A 16587-nucleotide genomic window follows, 5' to 3' on the forward strand; every position below is an offset into this window, starting at 1 on the left:
AGGAGCGGGCTTGTCCCGCGATGAGGCCACTGAAATTGTCACGGGACGGTGACATTCACACAGGCCTTCGTGACATGCCCGCCGGGACGGCTGGCTAGAATTCGCTGACGACAGGCACCCGGCCTGTCCCTGGCAAGGATTGAGCAGGTGATGGACAGCGTCGATTTCCCTTTCTGCAGTTGGCTCGACTCCCCGGTTCACAACGCCTGGCTGGTCGCCGAGGGCCAGCGCCTGGTGACCTTCGCCAAGGCCTCGGGCCTGCCTGGCGGTTTTGGCAGCCTCGATGCCCAGGGCCGACTGCCCGACGGCGCAATCGCCGAAACCCTGCACACTGCGCGCATGACCCACTGCTTTGCCATGGCGCATGTGCAGGGCATCCCTGGCTCCCTGCCGCTGGTGGAGCACGGTGTCGCGGCACTGCTCGCAGGGCCGCTGCGCGATGCGCGGGATGATGGCTGGTTCGCCCGCGCCGATGGCGAGGGCGATACCGGCAAGACCGCCTACCTGCATGCCTTCGTCGCCTTGGCTGCCAGTTCCGCGGTGGTCGCCGGCGCACCTGGCGCCGAGCAGTTGCTCGGGGCGGCCGTCGCGGTCATCGAGACGCGCTTCTGGAGCGAGGAAGAGGGCGCCCTGCGCGAGTCCTTCGCCCATGACTGGACGCAGCCGGAAGCCTACCGTGGCGCCAACAGCAACATGCACGCCACCGAGGCCTTCCTCGCCCTGGCCGATGTCACCGGCCACACGCACTGGCTCGACCGCGCCCTGCGCATCGTCGAGCGGATCATCCATGCCCATGCCGCGGCTAACGGCTTCGGTGTCATCGAGCATTTCGACGTGCACTGGCAGGCGCTGCCCGACTACAACCACGACAATCCCACCGACGGCTTTCGCCCCTACGGCACCACGCCCGGCCATGCCTTCGAGTGGGCGCGCTTGGTCCTGCACCTGGAGGCCGCGCGCCAGCGTGCCGGCCTGCCTGTCCCGCAGTGGTTGCTGAGCGACGCACGCGGGCTGTTCGCCAATGCCTGTCGTCACGCCTGGCACGCCGATGGTGCGCCGGGCATCGTCTACACCCTCGATTGGCAGAACCGGCCAGTAGTGCGGGCGCGCTTGCACTGGACCCACGCCGAAGCCTGTGCGACGGCTGCAGCGTTGTTGCGTCGTACCAGGGAAGGTGAATACGAGCAGTGGTACCGGCGTTTCTGGGACTTCATCGACAGCCATTTCATCGATCGCGTCCACGGCAGCTGGCACCATGAGCTGGACCCGCAGAACCGCCCTGGCGCAAGCATCTGGGGCGGCAAGCCCGATCTTTACCACGCCTACCAGGCGGTGCTCCTGCCGCGCCTGCCGTTGGCACCCAGCCTGGCCACTGCGCTGGCCCTGGGCAATGTAACCAAGTGATGACATTCGCGCATCGCTTCGTTACCTGCCCTGGTCTGCGCGCTCATTAGACTCCATGCAACGCAAGCGAACGACTTGCACCGCATAACAACAAGAAAGGTATACCGATGAATTCCACTCTGCGTCTCGCCGCCGCTATTTCCCTCGCCTCGCTCATGCCCCTCAGCGCCTTCGCCGCCGAATCCAAAGGCAGCGTCGAGGTGGTGCACTGGTGGACCTCCGGCGGCGAGAAAGCTGCTGTCGACGTCCTCAAGGCCCAGGTCGAGAAAGACGGCTTCACCTGGAAGGACGGCGCTGTGGCCGGTGGCGGTGGTTCCACCGCGATGACCGTGCTCAAGAGCCGCGCCGTCGCCGGCAACCCGCCAGGCGTCGCCCAGATCAAGGGCCCCGATATCCAGGACTGGGCCGCCACCGGCCTGCTCGACAGCGATGTGCTCAAGGACGTCGCCAAGCAGGAGAAGTGGGACAGCCTGCTCGACAAGAAAGTCGCCGACACCGTCAAGTACGAAGGTGACTACGTCGCCGTGCCGGTGAACATCCACCGCATCAACTGGCTGTGGATCAACCCCGAGGTGTTCAAGAAGGCCGGCATCGACAAGGCGCCGACCACCCTCGACGAATTCTACGCCGCAGCCGACAAGCTCAAGGCCGCAGGCTTCATTCCCCTGGCCCACGGTGGCCAGCCATGGCAGGACAGCACCGTGTTCGAGAACGTGGTGCTCGCAGTGATGGGGGTGGAGGGCTACAAGAAGGCCCTGGTCGACCTCGACGAAAAAGCCCTGACCGGCCCGGAGATGGTCAAGGCGCTGACCGAGCTCAAGAAGGTCGCCACCTACATGGACCCTGACGGCAAGGGCCAGGACTGGAACCTCGAGGCTGCGAAGGTCATCAACGGCAAGGCCGGCATGCAGATCATGGGCGACTGGGCCAAGAGCGAGTGGACCCTGGCCAAGAAGACCGCGGGCAAGGACTACCAATGCGTACCCTTCCCCGGCACCGAAAAGGGCTTCCTGTACAACATCGACTCGCTGGCGGTGTTCAAGCAGAAGAACGAAGGCACCACCGCAGGTCAGCAGGACATCGCCAAGCGTGTACTGGGTGAAGACTTCCAGAAGACCTTCAGCATCAACAAGGGCTCGATCCCGGTGCGCAACGACATGCTGGCCGACATGAGCAAGTATGGCTTCGACAGTTGCGCCCAGACCGCTGCCAAGGACTTCCTGGCAGACGCCAAGTCGGGTGGCCTGCAACCGAGCATGGCGCACAACATGGCGACCACGCTCGCCGTGCAGGGGGCGTTCTTCGATGTGGTGACCAACTACATCAACGATCCGAAGGCCGATCCGGCCGATGCGGCGAAGAAGCTCAACGCAGCGGTCAAGGCTGCCCAATAACGGCCCAATCGCGGGACAAGCCCGCTCCCACAGGTTTGGCGCCATGCGCTGAACCTGTGGGTGGGCCAGGTCTTTGTGGGAGCGGGCTTGTCCCGCGATGCGGTGCGCAGCACCGCCCTCGTTCCGGTATCTGAAATCATGACTACGACCACCGCCCAACTGCGGGCCTCACCCCTGGACGCGCTCCAGCGCTGGCTACCGAAACTGGTGCTGGCGCCGAGCATGTTCATCGTGCTGGTGGGCTTCTACGGCTACATCCTCTGGACCTTCGTCCTGTCGTTCACCACCTCGACCTTCCTGCCCACCTACAAATGGGCGGGCCTGGCCCAGTACGCGCGGCTGTTCGACAACGACCGCTGGTGGGTAGCGAGCAAGAACCTGCTGGTGTTCGGCGGGATGTTCATCGGCATCACCCTGGTGATCGGCGTGCTGCTGGCGGTGTTCCTCGACCAGCGCATCCGCCGCGAAGGGGTAATCCGCACCATCTACCTGTACCCCATGGCACTGTCGATGATCGTGACCGGTACCGCCTGGAAGTGGCTGCTCAACCCCGGCATGGGCCTGGACAAGCTGCTGCGCGACTGGGGCTGGGAGGGTTTTCGCCTCGACTGGCTGATCGATCCGGACCGGGTCGTCTACTGCCTGGTGATCGCCGCGGTATGGCAGGCCTCGGGCTTCATCATGGCGATGTTCCTTGCCGGGCTGCGCGGTGTCGACCAGTCGATCATCCGTGCTGCGCAAATCGACGGCGCGAGCATGCCGCGCATCTACTGGACCGTGGTGCTGCCAAGCCTGCGCCCGGTGTTCTTCAGCTCGCTGATGATCCTCTCGCACATCGCCATCAAGAGCTTCGACCTGGTGGCCGCGATGACCGCCGGTGGCCCTGGCTATTCCTCGGACCTGCCAGCGATGTTCATGTATTCGTTCACCTTCAGCCGCGGGCAGATGGGCATGGGTTCTGCCAGCGCGATCCTGATGCTCGGTGCGATCCTCGCGATCCTCGTGCCTTACCTGTATTCCGAGCTGAGGACCAAACGCAATGACCACTAACCTCGACAAACCGGCCCTCAGCCTGGGCCGCATCGCCATCCACGCGGTGCTGCTGCTGGCGGTGCTGCTCTACCTGGTGCCGCTGGTAGTGATGCTGCTGACCAGCTTCAAGACCCCGGAAGACATCAGCACCGGCAACCTGTTGAGCTGGCCCGAGCTGTTCACCACGATTGGCTGGGTCAAGGCCTGGGCCACGGTCAGCGGCTACTTCTGGAACTCGATCCTGATCACCGTGCCGGCGGTGCTGATCTCCACGGCCATCGGCGCGCTGAACGGCTACGTGCTGTCGATGTGGCGCTTCCGTGGCTCGCAACTGTTCTTCGGTCTGCTGCTGTTCGGCTGCTTCCTGCCATTCCAGACCGTGCTGCTGCCGGCCTCGTTCACCCTCGGCAAGCTGGGACTTGCCAGCACCACCTCGGGGCTGGTGCTGGTGCACGTGGTCTATGGCCTGGCCTTCACCACGCTGTTCTTCCGCAACTACTACGTGAGCATTCCCGAGGCACTGGTCAAGGCTGCACGCCTGGATGGTGCCGGGTTCTTCACCATCTTCCGCCGCATCATCCTGCCGATGTCGACGCCGATCATCATGGTCTGCCTGATCTGGCAGTTCACCCAGATCTGGAACGACTTCCTGTTCGGCGTGGTGTTCTCCAGCGGCGATTCGCAACCGATCACCGTGGCCCTGAACAACCTGGTCAACACCAGCACCGGTGCCAAGGAATACAACGTCGACATGGCCGCGGCAATGATCGCCGCACTGCCAACCCTGCTGGTCTATGTGGTCGCAGGCAAGTATTTCGTGCGTGGGCTGACCGCCGGCGCAGTCAAGGGGTAAGTCATGGCAACGCTCGAACTTCGCAATGTAAACAAGACCTACGGCACCGGCTTGCCGGACACCCTCAAGGATATCCAGCTGGCCATCAAGGATGGCGAGTTCCTGATCCTGGTCGGCCCTTCCGGCTGCGGCAAGTCCACCTTGATGAACTGCATCGCTGGCCTCGAGAACATCACAGGGGGGGCGATCCTGATCGATGACCAGGACGTCTCCGGCATGAGCCCGAAGGATCGTGACATCGCCATGGTGTTCCAGTCCTACGCGCTGTACCCGACCATGAGCGTGCGCGAGAACATCGAGTTCGGCCTGAAGATCCGCAAGATGCCGCAGTCGGCGATCGACGAAGAGGTCGCGCGGGTGGCCAAGCTGCTGCAGATCGAGCACCTGCTCAATCGCAAGCCTGGCCAGCTCTCCGGTGGCCAGCAACAGCGCGTGGCCATGGGCCGGGCGCTGGCGCGCAGGCCGAAGATCTACCTGTTCGACGAGCCGTTGTCGAACCTCGACGCCAAGCTGCGGGTCGAGATGCGCACCGAAATGAAACTGATGCACCAGCGTCTGAAAACCACCACGGTGTACGTGACCCACGACCAGATCGAGGCCATGACCCTGGGTGACAAGGTTGCGGTGATGAAGGACGGCATCATCCAGCAGTTCGGTACGCCCCAGCAGATCTACAACGATCCGGCGAACCTGTTCGTCGCCAGCTTCATCGGTTCGCCACCGATGAACTTCATCCCGGTGCGCATCAGCAAGCAGGACGGGCGCCTGTTCGCCCTGCTCGACAGCGGCCAGGCCCGCTGCGAACTGCCCCTGGGCGCTGCCAGCGAAGCGCTGGACGGCCGCGAAGTGATCCTCGGCGTGCGCCCTGAACAGATCGCACTTGGTAGCGCCGAAGGCAACGGCTTGCCGGCGGTGCGTGCAGAAGTGCAGGTCCTGGAACCTACCGGGCCGGACCTGCTGGTGTTCGTCACCCTCAACCAGACCAAGGTCTGCTGCCGGTTGGCGCCGGACGTCGCCTGCAATGTCGGCGACAGCCTCAACCTGCAGTTCGATCCGGCGCGGGTCCTGCTGTTCGACGCGAGCAGCGGCGAACGCCTGGACCTGCCGGCAGCGGACGCTCCAGCCAAGGACAACGTGACACGTATCAAGGGACGTTGAAGCAAGCAAACCATCGATAACAAGAAAAGAGGAAACAAGGGATGGACCATCGCAAGCGTATCAAGGCACTAGGCTCGCTGACCCTGCTCGCCCTCGTTGGCAGCAATGGCGCGCATGCTGCCGAGGCTTTCTCCAGCGAGTCGAAATGGATGACTGGCGACTGGGGTGGGGCTCGCACCGAGCTGTTGGAAAAAGGCTATGACTTCACCGTCGACTATGTCGGTGAAGTGGCCGGTAACCTGCACGGTGGCTACAACAACGACAAAACCGCGCGCTACAGCGACCAGTTCGCCCTCGGCGCGCACCTGGACCTGCAGAAGATCCTCGGCTGGCACGATGCGGAGTTCAAGCTGGCGATCACCGAGCGTAGCGGTCGCAACCTGTCCAACGACCGCATCAGCGATCCGCGCGCCGGGCAGTTCAGCTCGGTGCAGGAAGTCTGGGGCCGTGGCCAGACCTGGCGCCTGACGCAGATGTGGGTCAAGCAGAAGTACTTCGACGGCGCGCTGGACGTGAAGGTCGGCCGCTTCGGGGAAGGCGAGGACTTCAACAGCTTCCCTTGCGACTTCCAGAACCTGGCGTTCTGCGGTTCGCAGGTGGGTAACTGGGTGGGTGGCATCTGGTACAACTGGCCGGTCAGCCAGTGGGCACTGCGGGTGAAGTACAACATCACGCCGGAGTTCTTCGTCCAGGTCGGTGCCTACGAGCAGAACCCGTCCAACCTCGAGACCGGCAACGGCTTCAAGCTCAGTGGCAGCGGGACCAAGGGCGCGATCCTGCCGGTGGAGATGGTCTGGTCGCCGAAGGTCAACGGCCTGCCGGGCGAATACCGCCTGGGCTATTACTACAGCACCGCCAAGGCCGACGACGTCTACGACGACATCAACGGCAACCCGCAGGCGTTGACTGGCCAAGCCTTCAAGTCGCACTCGAGCAAACATGGCTGGTGGGTCGTGGCCCAGCAGCAGGTCACCGCGCACAACGGCGATGCCAACCGCGGCCTGAGCCTGTTCGCCAACTTCACCGTGCACGACAAGGCGACCAACGTGGTCGACAACTACCAGCAGGTGGGGATGGTCTACAAGGGCGCCTTCGATGCACGGCCCAAGGATGATATCGGCTTCGGCATCGCCCGCATTCACGTCAATGACGACGTGAAGAAGCGCGCCGAACTGCTCAACGCCCAGAGCGGTATCAATGACTACGACAACCCTGGCTTCGTACCGCTGCAGCGCACCGAGTACAACGCCGAGCTGTACTACGGCTTCCACGTCACCAACTGGCTGACCGTGCGGCCGAACCTGCAGTACATCAAGAGCCCTGGCGGTGTTGACGATGTCGACAACGCGTTGGTCGCAGGCTTGAAGATTCAGTCGTCATTCTGAGAAAAATTGTTGTAAATTTACGCCATCCATCCCCACACCCCGAGATCCACTGTTTTTCAGTGGATCTCGGGCTTGGGTAAAGACAGCGCTATCTCAAACAACAAGAGCTTTCTGAACATGTCTGAACATCCGCTCCATCGCTTTTTCACTTCGCAGCGGCCCCGGCCGGTTTTCGAGTGGGAGCGTTACCAGCAGCGCGATGTCCTGATCATCGATCACCCGCGCTGCCAGGCGGTGTTCAGCCGCCAGGGCGCACAGTTGCTGCACTTTCAGCCGAACGGCGAGAAACCCTGGTTGTGGTGCGCCGAGCAATGGCCACAAGTCGGTGCGATCCGTGGCGGCGTGCCGGTGTGCTGGCCCTGGTATGGCCGTCATCCCAGCGAGGACCTGTGGCCGGCCCACGGCTGGGGGCGTTTGCTGGACTGGAAGCTGCTCGACAGCCGCGAGGACGAGGAGGGCGTCACGCTCAAGTGGCGCCTGGACCTGTGCGACTGGCAGGTCGACTTGCACGCCCGGCTGGGCTCGAGCATGGAACTGCGCCTGTGCACCGAGCACCAGGACAGCGAACCCTGCCAGCTGAGCCACGCATTGTTGGCGTTCTGGCGCATCAGCGACGTGTCGCAGATTGCCTTGTCAGGCCTTGAGGATATCGACGGCTACGACCGCCTCAACCGCCAGGCCTGCCGTGAAGACGGCGTGCTCACGCTCAACGGGGGGTGCCAGAAGGTCTACCCCGGTACACCGCAAGTGCAGTTGCATGACTCGGCCTGGGGGCGTGACCTGTGCATCGACACCAGCGACAGCGACGACACGGTGGTCTGGCACCCGGGTAATCGCCCATTGATGGGAGTGAGCGGGCGCGAGAGCCAGGGCTTCGTCTGCGTCGAGGCTGCCAGTGGCAGCGGCGAGGGCCTGAGCCTGGCGCCTGGGCAGCGCGCGCAATTGCGGCTGCAGGCGCATCGGCTCAGCTGAGTCAGCTGTCTTCGGCAGGGTAGCGGCTGGCGTTGAGGCTTTCCTTGATCTTGCGCAGGTGTGGCTGGAAATCCGAGCCGCGGCGCAGGGTCATGCCGGTCGCCAGTACATCGAGCACCGTCAACTGGATGATGCGCGAGGTCATCGGCATGTAGATGTCGGTGTCCTCCGGCAACGGCAGGTGCAGGCTCATGCTGCAAGCCTTGGCCAGTGGCGAGCCGGCGGCCGTGATACCCAGCACCGAGGCGCCGTTTTCCCTGGCCTGCTTGGCCACTTCCACCAGTTCGCGGGTGCGCCCGGTGTAGGAAATGATCACGAACAGATCACCGGTGTGTGCGACCGACGCCAGCATGCGCTGCATCAGCACGTCGGGATGCGCCGACACCGCCAGGTTGAAGCGGAAGAACTTGTGCTGGGCGTCCATGGCCACCGGGGCCGAGGCGCCCAGGCCGAAGAAGTGGATCTGCCGGGCCTGGATCATCATGTCCACGGCGCGGCTGACCTGCTGCGGGTCGATCTGCTGGCAGGCGCTGTCGAGCGAGGCGATGGCGCTGGCGAAGATCTTCTGGGTGTAGGCCGCCGGATCGTCGTCGGCTTCCACTGCGCGGCTCACGTAGGCGGCGCCACTGGCCAGGCTCTGTGCCAGTTGCAGCTTGAGTTCGGGGTAGCCGCTGACGCCGAACGAGCGGCAGAAGCGGTTGACGGTCGGTTCGCTGACCTTGGCCGCCTGGGCCAGGGCGGCAATGCTGAAACGGGTGGCTTGCTGCGGGTTGAGGAGGATGACTTCGGCGACTTTGCGTTCGGCCTTGTTCAGCTCGTCGAGGCGTCCCTGGATCTGTTCCAGGAGGTTTCGCACACGGTCCATGGGATGTCCTTGGGTCGGAAAGACGGCCGGCTGAGGGAACAGTCGGCTTTTTGCACGGTTGTCTATCGTACTGATGGTGGGATTGTCATACCACTTGTCTGTAATCGCTGTACGAGATGTTGTTATTTTTACTACATCGCGCTTGAAAATTGTCATCGAAAACGGTATTTCTAGGCCAACTTTAATAAAAGAACCAACATCATGGTTGCTATCAGTGTAGAACCTTGCACATTCGCCCTCTTTGGCGCCCTTGGCGACCTGGCGTTGCGCAAGCTGTTTCCTGCCCTCTACGAACTGGACCGCGCCGGCCTGCTGCATTCGGATACCCGGCTGCTGGCCCTGGCCCGCGAAGCCGGTACTCCCGAGCAGCACCTGGCGAACATCGAAGCCCAGCTGCGCCGCTTCGTGCCGGCGGCCGATATCGAACCCCAGGCCCTGCAACGGTTTCTCGACCGCCTGAACTACCTGCACCTGGACTTCGTCCAGCCCGAAGGCTACCAGGCCCTGGCCGAGCAGGCCGGTGAAGGGCAGCCACTGATCGCCTATTTCGCGACTGCGGCGGCGGTCTACGGGGCCATCTGCGAAAACCTCGACAAGGCCGGCCTGGCATCGCGCACTCGCGTCGTGCTGGAAAAACCCATCGGGCACGACCTGGAGTCGTCGCGTCGGGTCAATGACGCCGTGGCGCGCTTCTTCCCCGAAAGCCGGGTCTATCGCATCGACCACTACCTGGGCAAGGAAACGGTACAGAACCTCATCGCCTTGCGCTTTGCCAACAGCCTGTTCGAAACCCAGTGGAACCAGAACTCCATCTCCCACGTGGAGATCACCGTTGCCGAGAAAGTCGGTATCGAAGGCCGCTGGGGCTACTTCGACAAGGCCGGCCAACTGCGCGACATGATCCAGAACCACTTGCTTCAGCTGCTGTGCCTGATCGCCATGGACCCGCCCAGCGATCTGTCGGCCGACAGCATCCGCGACGAGAAGGTCAAGGTGCTCAAGGCGCTGGCACCGATCACCGGCGAGGGGCTGAGCACCCGTGTCGTGCGCGGCCAGTACATCGCCGGCTACAGCGACGGCACGCCGGTGCCGGGCTACCTGGAAGAAGAGAACGCCAACGCCCAGAGCGACACCGAAACCTTCGTCGCCCTGCGCGCCGACATTCGCAACTGGCGTTGGTCGGGCGTGCCGTTCTATCTGCGTACCGGCAAGCGCATGCCGCAGAAGCTGTCGCAGATCGTCATCCACTTCAAGGAGACGCCGCACTACATCTTCGCGCCGGAGCAGCGTTTGCAGATTGGCAACAAGCTGATCATCCGTCTGCAACCCGACGAAGGTATCTCGCTGCGGGTGATGACCAAGGAGCAGGGGCTGGACAAGGGCATGCAACTGCGCAGCGGCCCGCTGCAACTGAATTTTTCCGACACCTGGCGCAGCGCGCGGATTCCGGATGCCTACGAGCGTTTGCTGCTCGAAGTGATGCGTGGCAACCAGAACCTGTTCGTGCGCAAGGACGAGATCGAGTACGCCTGGACCTGGTGCGACCAGTTGATCGCGGGCTGGAAGAACGCCGGTGACGCGCCCAAGCCGTATGCGGCCGGGTCCTGGGGCCCGATGAGCTCGATTGCACTGATCACACGCGATGGGAGAGCCTGGTATGGCGATATCTGAACTGCAACTGCCAGCGACCGTGAAGGTTCACGCGCTGACAGACGCCAAGCGCCTGGCCGCGACGCTGGCCAGTGACGTGGCCGAGCGCCTGCGCGCCGCCATCGCCAGCAAGGGCCAGGCCTGCGTGGTGCTGTCTGGCGGGCGTAGCCCGGTACCGTTTCTCGAGCAACTGGCCCTGGAAAAACTCGACTGGTCGAAGGTGACCGTGTCGCTGGCCGACGAGCGCTGGGTGCCGGTCGAGCATGCCGACAGCAATGCCGGGCTGCTGGCCCGGCACTTGCTCAAGGGTGAGGCGGCCAAGGCGCGGTTCATGGGCCTGTACCAGCGCGCCGACAACCTCGACGCAGCGGCCCAACAGGCCGACCAGGTGCTTGCCGACCTGCCGCCGATCGACGTGCTGGTGCTCGGCATGGGCGACGATGGCCATACCGCATCGCTGTTCCCGGACAGCCCGAACCTGGCCGAGGGCCTCGATCCGGACAGCAAGCGCCGCTGCCTGCCATTGCTGGCACCGAGCGTGCCACACCAGCGCTTGTCGATGACCCGTGCGCTGCTGTCGAGCGCTGCTTTCGTCGCACTGTCCGTGCAGGGGCCAGGCAAACTCGCTACCCTGCGCGCCGCTCTGGCTGGCGACGACCTCAAGCAAATGCCCATTCGCGCCTTTCTTCACGACCCCCTGGACATCTACTGGTGCCCATGAGCCAAGGATCCACTGTCATGACCACGCTTGAACGCCCACAACCTTTGCTCTCGATGGCCGAGAAAGCCGCCCGGATCGATGAGATCTGCGGCAAGGCGCGCATCCTGCCGGTGATCACCATCGCCCGCGAGGAAGACATTCTGCCGCTGGCCGACGCCCTGGCAGCCGGTGGTATCCGTACCCTGGAGGTGACCCTGCGTTCGCAGCACGGCCTCAAGGCCATCCAGGTGCTGCGTGAGCAGCGTCCAGAGCTGTGCATCGGTGCCGGTACCGTGCTCGATCCTGCGATGTTCGCGGCCGTGGAAGCGGCGGGTGCGCAATTCGTGGTGACTCCGGGAATTACCCGCGAGGTGCTCGAAGCCGGTGTGCAGAGTGATATTCCGCTGCTGCCGGGAATCAGCACGCCGTCGGAAATCATGGCGGGCTACGCACTTGGCTATCGTCGCTTCAAGCTGTTCCCCGCCGAGATCGTTGGCGGCGTGGCAGCGATCAAGGCCTACGGCGGCCCGTTCGGCGATATCCGCTTCTGCCCCACCGGCGGTGTGAATCCGGCCAACGCGCGCAACTACATGGCGTTGCCGAATGTAATGTGCGTGGGCGGGACCTGGATGCTGGACAGCAGCTGGATCAAGAACGGTGACTGGGCGCGGATCGAAGCCTGCAGCGCCGAGGCGATGGCACTGCTGGACTGATACGAATTTCGTTGTGTGCTGTACGGCTTGTGGGGCGCTTGGTCGGCGCCCCTTTTTTTATGTGCAGGTTTTGCCTCCATCATGGCCCACCATGAAATGAAAAAGCCCGCATCGACCGATGCGGGCTCCGTGTGCTGCGCGTGCGGTTACGCCGCCTTGGCGGCCTGCTGGCTCAGCGAGCGGTTCAACGCACTGAACAGTGCCTTGAAGCTTGCGGTGGTGATGTTCTCATCGATACCCACGCCATGCACCGGACGACCGCCGGCCACACGCAGTTCGATGTAGGCTGCGGCCTTGGCATTGGTACCTGCACCGATGGCGTGCTCGTTGTAGTCCATGATCTCGACCGCGATCGGCAGGCCAGCTACCAGGGCTTCGAGGGCACCGTTGCCCTTGCCGCGCCAGTGCAGGGTGGTCTCGCCTTCGCCGGCGACTTCCACTTCCACGGCACTGCTGCCGTTCTCTTCCTGCAGACGATGGCTGACCAGGGCGTAAGGGGCGTTGGCCTGCAGATACTCTTTGTGCAACAGGCTGTAGATCTGCTGGGCAGTCATTTCCAGGCCGAGACGGTCGGTCTCGCCCTGAACCACCTGGCTGAACTCGATCTGCATGCGGCGCGGCAGGCTGATGCCGTATTCCTGTTCGAGCAGGTAGGTGATACCGCCCTTGCCGGACTGGCTGTTGACGCGGATGACCGCCTCGTAGCTGCGGCCGATGTCGGCCGGGTCGATCGGCAGGTACGGAACTTCCCACAGCTCGCCGTCCTGCTGCTTGGCGAAGCCTTTGCGGATGGCGTCCTGGTGCGAGCCCGAGAAAGCGGTATGCACCAGGTCACCAACGTACGGATGGCGTGGGTGCACCGGCAGCTGGTTGCACTCTTCGACGACCTTGCGCACGCCGTCGATGTCGGAGAAGTCCAGTTGCGGGTCGATACCCTGGGTGTAGAGGTTCAGCGCGAGCGTGACCAGGTCGACGTTGCCGGTACGCTCACCGTTGCCGAACAGGCAGCCTTCGGCGCGGTCGGCACCCGCCATCAGGCCCAGCTCGGTGGCGGCGATGCCGGTGCCACGGTCGTTGTGGGTGTGCAGGCTGATGATCACGCTGTCGCGGCGGTTGACGTTGCGGCAGAACCATTCGATCTGGTCGGCGTAGACATTTGGCGTGGCGACTTCCACGGTGGCCGGCAGGTTGAGGATGATCTTGTGCTCAGGGGTCGGGTTCCACACCTCGATCACCGCGTCACACACTTCCTTGGCGAACTCAAGCTCGGTGGCGCTGAAGGTTTCTGGCGAGTACTGGAAGGTCCAGTGCGTTTCGGGCTGCTGGGCGGCGTACTTGACGAACAGCTTGGCGGCGTTCACCGCGATGTCCTTCACGCCTTGCTTGTCCTGGTTGAAGACGATGCGGCGGAACGCCGGGCAGGTGGCGTTGTACAGGTGCACGATGGCTTTCTTCGCGCCGCGCAGGGACTCGAAGGTCCGGGCGATCAGGTCTTCACGGGCCTGGGTCAGTACCTGGATGGTGGTGTCGTCGGGGATGTGGCCATCTTCGATCAGGGTGCGTACGAAGTCGAAGTCAGTCTGCGAGGCAGACGGGAACGACGCCTCGATCTCTTTCACGCCAACCTGCACCAGGGTTTTCCAGAAACGCAGCTTCTTCTCCGCGTCCATCGGCTCGATCAGCGACTGGTTCCCGTCACGCAGGTCGGAGCTGCACCAGATTGGCGCCTGGGTGATGGCCTTCGATGGCCAGGTACGGTCTGGCAGGTCGATGGTCGGGAAGGCGCGGTATTTCTTCGACGGGTCTTTGAGCATGGTCATTTGGAGCAATCCTTTAATGTGCGGCCTGATCGGGCCTGCCAAGCGATAACGAGATGAAGAGGCGAGGCGACGCGGTTCACCCAGGTAGTCGTGCACTGACCAGGCAAAGGCTGCGGTGTTGGCGGAGCAGAATGAGGGTGATCGAGGTTTTCATGCCCTCAACCCTAACCAGTGGGAGTGGGAGATGGCAAGTGTTCAAGAAAAATTGAGAGGAATGCTTAAAAAAAGCATTTGGGTGAGATTTTATGGCTGCAGCTTGGTTTTTATTGATTTTTTATTGTGCCGAGGTTTGCTGCCGCGCAAGGTGGTGCGTCTGCGGCGCGGCCATCGCGGGACAAGCCCGCTCCCACAGGAAATCCCCGGTGTGAGCGGGCTTGTCACCGATCTCAGGGCTGGAACGCCCCGATGAAGATCGCCGGGTCCACCCGTGCATCGTTCAGGCTGACGTTCCAGTGCATGTGCGGCCCGGTGGCCCGGCCCGTGGAGCCAACCTTGCCGACCACGTCGCCGCGGCGCAGCACCTGTTCCGGTCGCACATCGACCTTGGACATGTGGCAGAACATGCTGATGAAACCCTGGCCATGGTCGACGAACACCGTGCGGCCATTGAAGAAGTAGTCGCCAACCAGGATCACCTTGCCGTTGGCCGGTGTCTTGATCGGGGTGCCGGCGGGTACGGCGAAGTCCAGCCCGGCGTGGGGGTTGCGCTCTTCGCCATTGAAGAAGCGGCGCACGCCGAACTTGCTCGACAGTGGGCCGTTGACCGGCTTGTCGAGGATCAGGTTGCTCGGCACGCCCGGGCTGAAGCTGCGGTAGGCCTTGACCTGTTCGGCCAGTTCACGGTCGATGCGCTTGAGGTCATCCGGCTCGGGATTGACCTGGCGCTTGTTCTTCAGGGTGATGTGCTGCTCGGGGTATTTCTTGCTGCCCACGTTGAAGGACAGGGTGCGTGCGCCTTGGCTGAGGGTGGCTGTGCCGGGTTTCTGCGTCAGCGGGATACCGACGATGGCCAGCCAGGTGTCCTGTTCCTTGACCACCAGCACCGGCTTGCCGTCGAAGCGCGCGCTCGGTGCGCTGGTGGCGGGGCCGAGGTCGACCACCGCCACGCCGCCGGGGACTGGCTTGTTGAGGGTGCGGGTGATGTAGCTGGCCTGGGCCGTGGCGGCCAGCAGCAGGGCGCAGAGTGCGAGCAGGGGGGCAAGCAGGCGGGGCATGTGTCAGTCCAGTAGGGAGAGGGTGACCGGAGTCTGGTGGTTGTCTTCGACCCGGACCTGCAGTTCGCCTTCGTTCAGGCGTGCGGTCAGGCGCTGGCCGTTGCGGGTCTGGGCGGCGCTGCGGATGGCTTGGCCGCGCTCGTCGAGCAGGATGCTGTAGCCGCGGGCCAGGGTGGCCAGCGGGCTGACCACTTGCAGCGTCTGCAATTGCGCCTGGAAGCGCTGGCGACGGTCCTTGAGCGTTTCGCGCATGGCCCGCGGCAAGCGCTCGGCGAGGCTGTCCAGGCGCTGTCCGAGCAGCTTGAGGGCGCGCCCGGGATGCTGCGCGGCCAGGCGCATGTCGAGGCGGCTCAGGCGTTGCTGGCGCTGGTTCATGTCGAGCATGAAGGCGCGGCGCAAGCGCATGTCCAGGTCATCCAGGCGTTGGGCCTGCTGGCGCAGGCGTTCACCGGGGTGACGCAGGCGACGGGCCAGGCCTTCCAGGCGCAGGCGATCGTGGCTCAGGCGGTGCTGCATGCGCAGCAGCAGGCGGCGTTGCACGCTGTCGAGACGCTGCTGCAGGCCGCTGTTGTCAGGCGCGAGCAGTTCGGCGGCCGCCGAAGGCGTCGGTGCGCGCACGTCGGCCACGAAGTCGCTGATCGACACGTCGGTCTCATGGCCCACCGCACTGACGACGGGTGTCACGCAGGCGGCGATGGCACGTGCGACGGCTTCTTCGTTGAAGCACCAGAGGTCTTCCAGCGAGCCGCCGCCACGGGCCAGGATCAGTGCATCGAAGCCGAGGCTGTCGGCCCGCTGCAAGGCCCGCACGATCTGGCCAATGGCTTCGCGCCCCTGCACTGCCGTGGGGATCAGGTTGAGTTCGACTTGCGGTGCACGGCGGCGGAATACACTGATGATGTCGCGGATCACCGCGCCGGTGGGCGAGGTGACGATGCCGATGCGTCGCGGGTGAGCCGGCAGCGGCTGCTTGCGTTCGGCACTGAACAGCCCTTCGTTACCGAGCTTTTCCTTCAAGGCTTCGAAAGCCAGGCGCAAGGCGCCGTCACCGGCGGGCTCGACGGTATCGACGATCAACTGGTAATCACCGCGCCCCTCGAACAGCGAGACCTTGCCGCGCACCTTGACCGCCAGGCCGTCACGCAGGGCCTGGCGGACCCTGACAGCGTTCTGCCGGAACAATGCGCAGCGGATCTGGGCGCCGCTGTCCTTGAGGGTGAAGTACAGGTGGCCGGAGGCCGGGCGGGCGAGGTTGGATATCTCGCCTTCCACCCAGACACTGCGGAACACGTCTTCGAGCAGCACACGGGCGCGGCCGTTGAGCTGGCTGACGGTGAGGACCTCGCGGTCCAGGCCGAGTCGTTCGAAAGGGTCTCTGATCATGCCGGGCATGATAAGGGGCAGGGTGGGGGGGTTATCAAGGTCAA

General features: G+C 63.8%; 14 protein-coding genes. 10 read left to right on the forward strand and 4 right to left on the reverse strand.

Going from position 1 to position 16587, the window contains the following annotated elements; all coding sequences use genetic code 11:
• The first annotated feature begins 150 nt into the window (after positions 1–150).
• The 7 genes from ACTYOL_RS05520 (at position 151) to ACTYOL_RS05550 (ending at position 8198) form a co-directional block, all read left to right on the forward strand.
• A complete protein-coding gene (locus ACTYOL_RS05520; protein ID WP_444757641.1) occupies positions 151–1404 on the forward strand; it encodes a D-mannose isomerase in 1254 nt (417 codons plus the stop codon).
• Positions 1405–1511: 107 nt separating this feature from the next.
• A complete protein-coding gene (locus tag ACTYOL_RS05525; RefSeq protein WP_063543231.1) occupies positions 1512–2798 on the forward strand; it encodes an ABC transporter substrate-binding protein in 1287 nt (428 codons plus the stop codon).
• 138 nt (positions 2799–2936) lie between these two features.
• Positions 2937–3848, forward strand: a complete 912-nt coding sequence (locus ACTYOL_RS05530; RefSeq protein WP_054895154.1) for a carbohydrate ABC transporter permease — start codon at positions 2937–2939, stop codon at positions 3846–3848.
• The gene (locus tag ACTYOL_RS05535) at positions 3838–4683 is read left to right on the forward strand and encodes a carbohydrate ABC transporter permease (RefSeq protein ID WP_063543233.1); all 846 of its coding nucleotides are present in this window, start codon (positions 3838–3840) and stop codon (positions 4681–4683) included. The genes ACTYOL_RS05530 and ACTYOL_RS05535 overlap by 11 nt, the downstream gene beginning before the upstream one ends.
• 3 nt (positions 4684–4686) lie before the next feature.
• Entirely contained in the window at positions 4687–5841 is a 1155-nt protein-coding gene (locus tag ACTYOL_RS05540; RefSeq protein WP_063543235.1) for an ABC transporter ATP-binding protein, read from the forward strand.
• A gap of 41 nt (positions 5842–5882) precedes the next feature.
• Positions 5883–7226: a carbohydrate porin gene (locus ACTYOL_RS05545; RefSeq protein WP_153772643.1), complete on the forward strand. Its 1344-nt coding sequence runs from the start codon at positions 5883–5885 to the stop codon at positions 7224–7226.
• A gap of 117 nt (positions 7227–7343) precedes the next feature.
• Positions 7344–8198, forward strand: a complete 855-nt coding sequence (locus ACTYOL_RS05550; protein WP_444757642.1) for a D-hexose-6-phosphate mutarotase — start codon at positions 7344–7346, stop codon at positions 8196–8198.
• Between the two features lies 1 nt (position 8199).
• Here ACTYOL_RS05550 and hexR read toward each other — a convergent pair whose 3' ends face one another.
• On the reverse strand, positions 8200–9054 hold the full coding sequence (gene hexR / locus ACTYOL_RS05555) for a DNA-binding transcriptional regulator HexR (RefSeq protein WP_200604055.1): 855 nt from the start codon (positions 9052–9054) through the stop codon (positions 8200–8202).
• Between the two features lie 210 nt (positions 9055–9264).
• On the opposite strand from hexR, the gene zwf reads away from it, so the two are divergent.
• Genes zwf through ACTYOL_RS05570 form a run of 3 tightly spaced genes read left to right on the forward strand, consistent with a single transcriptional unit; the run spans position 9265 to position 12126 of the window.
• On the forward strand, positions 9265–10734 hold the full coding sequence (gene zwf, locus ACTYOL_RS05560; RefSeq protein ID WP_054895160.1) for a glucose-6-phosphate dehydrogenase: 1470 nt from the start codon (positions 9265–9267) through the stop codon (positions 10732–10734).
• Complete coding sequence (gene pgl, locus ACTYOL_RS05565; protein ID WP_197892210.1) at positions 10721–11434, forward strand: 6-phosphogluconolactonase; 714 nt, start codon at positions 10721–10723, stop codon at positions 11432–11434. The genes zwf and pgl overlap by 14 nt, the downstream gene beginning before the upstream one ends.
• 17 nt (positions 11435–11451) lie before the next feature.
• A complete protein-coding gene (locus ACTYOL_RS05570) occupies positions 11452–12126 on the forward strand; it encodes a bifunctional 4-hydroxy-2-oxoglutarate aldolase/2-dehydro-3-deoxy-phosphogluconate aldolase (RefSeq protein WP_054895162.1) in 675 nt (224 codons plus the stop codon).
• A gap of 146 nt (positions 12127–12272) precedes the next feature.
• Here ACTYOL_RS05570 and leuA read toward each other — a convergent pair whose 3' ends face one another.
• The 3 genes from leuA to xseA form a co-directional block, all read right to left on the reverse strand.
• Positions 12273–13946 (reverse strand): 2-isopropylmalate synthase, encoded by a 1674-nt coding sequence (gene leuA / locus ACTYOL_RS05575; protein ID WP_125930649.1) that lies wholly within the window; start codon positions 13944–13946, stop codon positions 12273–12275.
• Between the two features lie 386 nt (positions 13947–14332).
• Positions 14333–15160 (reverse strand): M23 family metallopeptidase, encoded by an 828-nt coding sequence (locus tag ACTYOL_RS05580; RefSeq protein ID WP_153772640.1) that lies wholly within the window; start codon positions 15158–15160, stop codon positions 14333–14335.
• A gap of 3 nt (positions 15161–15163) precedes the next feature.
• Entirely contained in the window at positions 15164–16543 is a 1380-nt protein-coding gene (gene xseA, locus ACTYOL_RS05585) for an exodeoxyribonuclease VII large subunit (RefSeq protein ID WP_444757643.1), read from the reverse strand.
• Positions 16544–16587: the final 44 nt, after the last annotated feature.

Source organism: Pseudomonas sp. A014 (genome assembly GCF_052378495.1).
Taxonomy (GTDB): Bacteria; Pseudomonadota; Gammaproteobacteria; order Pseudomonadales; family Pseudomonadaceae; genus Aquipseudomonas; species Aquipseudomonas machongensis.

What these genes read in the sequence shown, in the direction of transcription:
- ACTYOL_RS05520 (WP_444757641.1), top strand. Translation starts at nt 151, where the DNA reads ATGGACAGCGTCGATTTCCCTTTCTGCAGTTGGCTCGACTCCCCGGTT.
- ACTYOL_RS05525 (WP_063543231.1), top strand. Translation starts at nt 1,512, where the DNA reads ATGAATTCCACTCTGCGTCTCGCCGCCGCTATTTCCCTCGCCTCGCTC.
- ACTYOL_RS05530 (WP_054895154.1), top strand. Translation starts at nt 2,937, where the DNA reads ATGACTACGACCACCGCCCAACTGCGGGCCTCACCCCTGGACGCGCTC.
- ACTYOL_RS05535 (WP_063543233.1), top strand. Translation starts at nt 3,838, where the DNA reads ATGACCACTAACCTCGACAAACCGGCCCTCAGCCTGGGCCGCATCGCC.
- ACTYOL_RS05540 (WP_063543235.1), top strand. Translation starts at nt 4,687, where the DNA reads ATGGCAACGCTCGAACTTCGCAATGTAAACAAGACCTACGGCACCGGC.
- ACTYOL_RS05545 (WP_153772643.1), top strand. Translation starts at nt 5,883, where the DNA reads ATGGACCATCGCAAGCGTATCAAGGCACTAGGCTCGCTGACCCTGCTC.
- ACTYOL_RS05550 (WP_444757642.1), top strand. Translation starts at nt 7,344, where the DNA reads ATGTCTGAACATCCGCTCCATCGCTTTTTCACTTCGCAGCGGCCCCGG.
- zwf (WP_054895160.1), top strand. Translation starts at nt 9,265, where the DNA reads ATGGTTGCTATCAGTGTAGAACCTTGCACATTCGCCCTCTTTGGCGCC.
- pgl (WP_197892210.1), top strand. Translation starts at nt 10,721, where the DNA reads ATGGCGATATCTGAACTGCAACTGCCAGCGACCGTGAAGGTTCACGCG.
- ACTYOL_RS05570 (WP_054895162.1), top strand. Translation starts at nt 11,452, where the DNA reads ATGACCACGCTTGAACGCCCACAACCTTTGCTCTCGATGGCCGAGAAA.
- leuA (WP_125930649.1), bottom strand. Translation starts at nt 13,946, where the DNA reads ATGACCATGCTCAAAGACCCGTCGAAGAAATACCGCGCCTTCCCGACC.
- ACTYOL_RS05580 (WP_153772640.1), bottom strand. Translation starts at nt 15,160, where the DNA reads ATGCCCCGCCTGCTTGCCCCCCTGCTCGCACTCTGCGCCCTGCTGCTG.
- xseA (WP_444757643.1), bottom strand. Translation starts at nt 16,543, where the DNA reads ATGATCAGAGACCCTTTCGAACGACTCGGCCTGGACCGCGAGGTCCTC.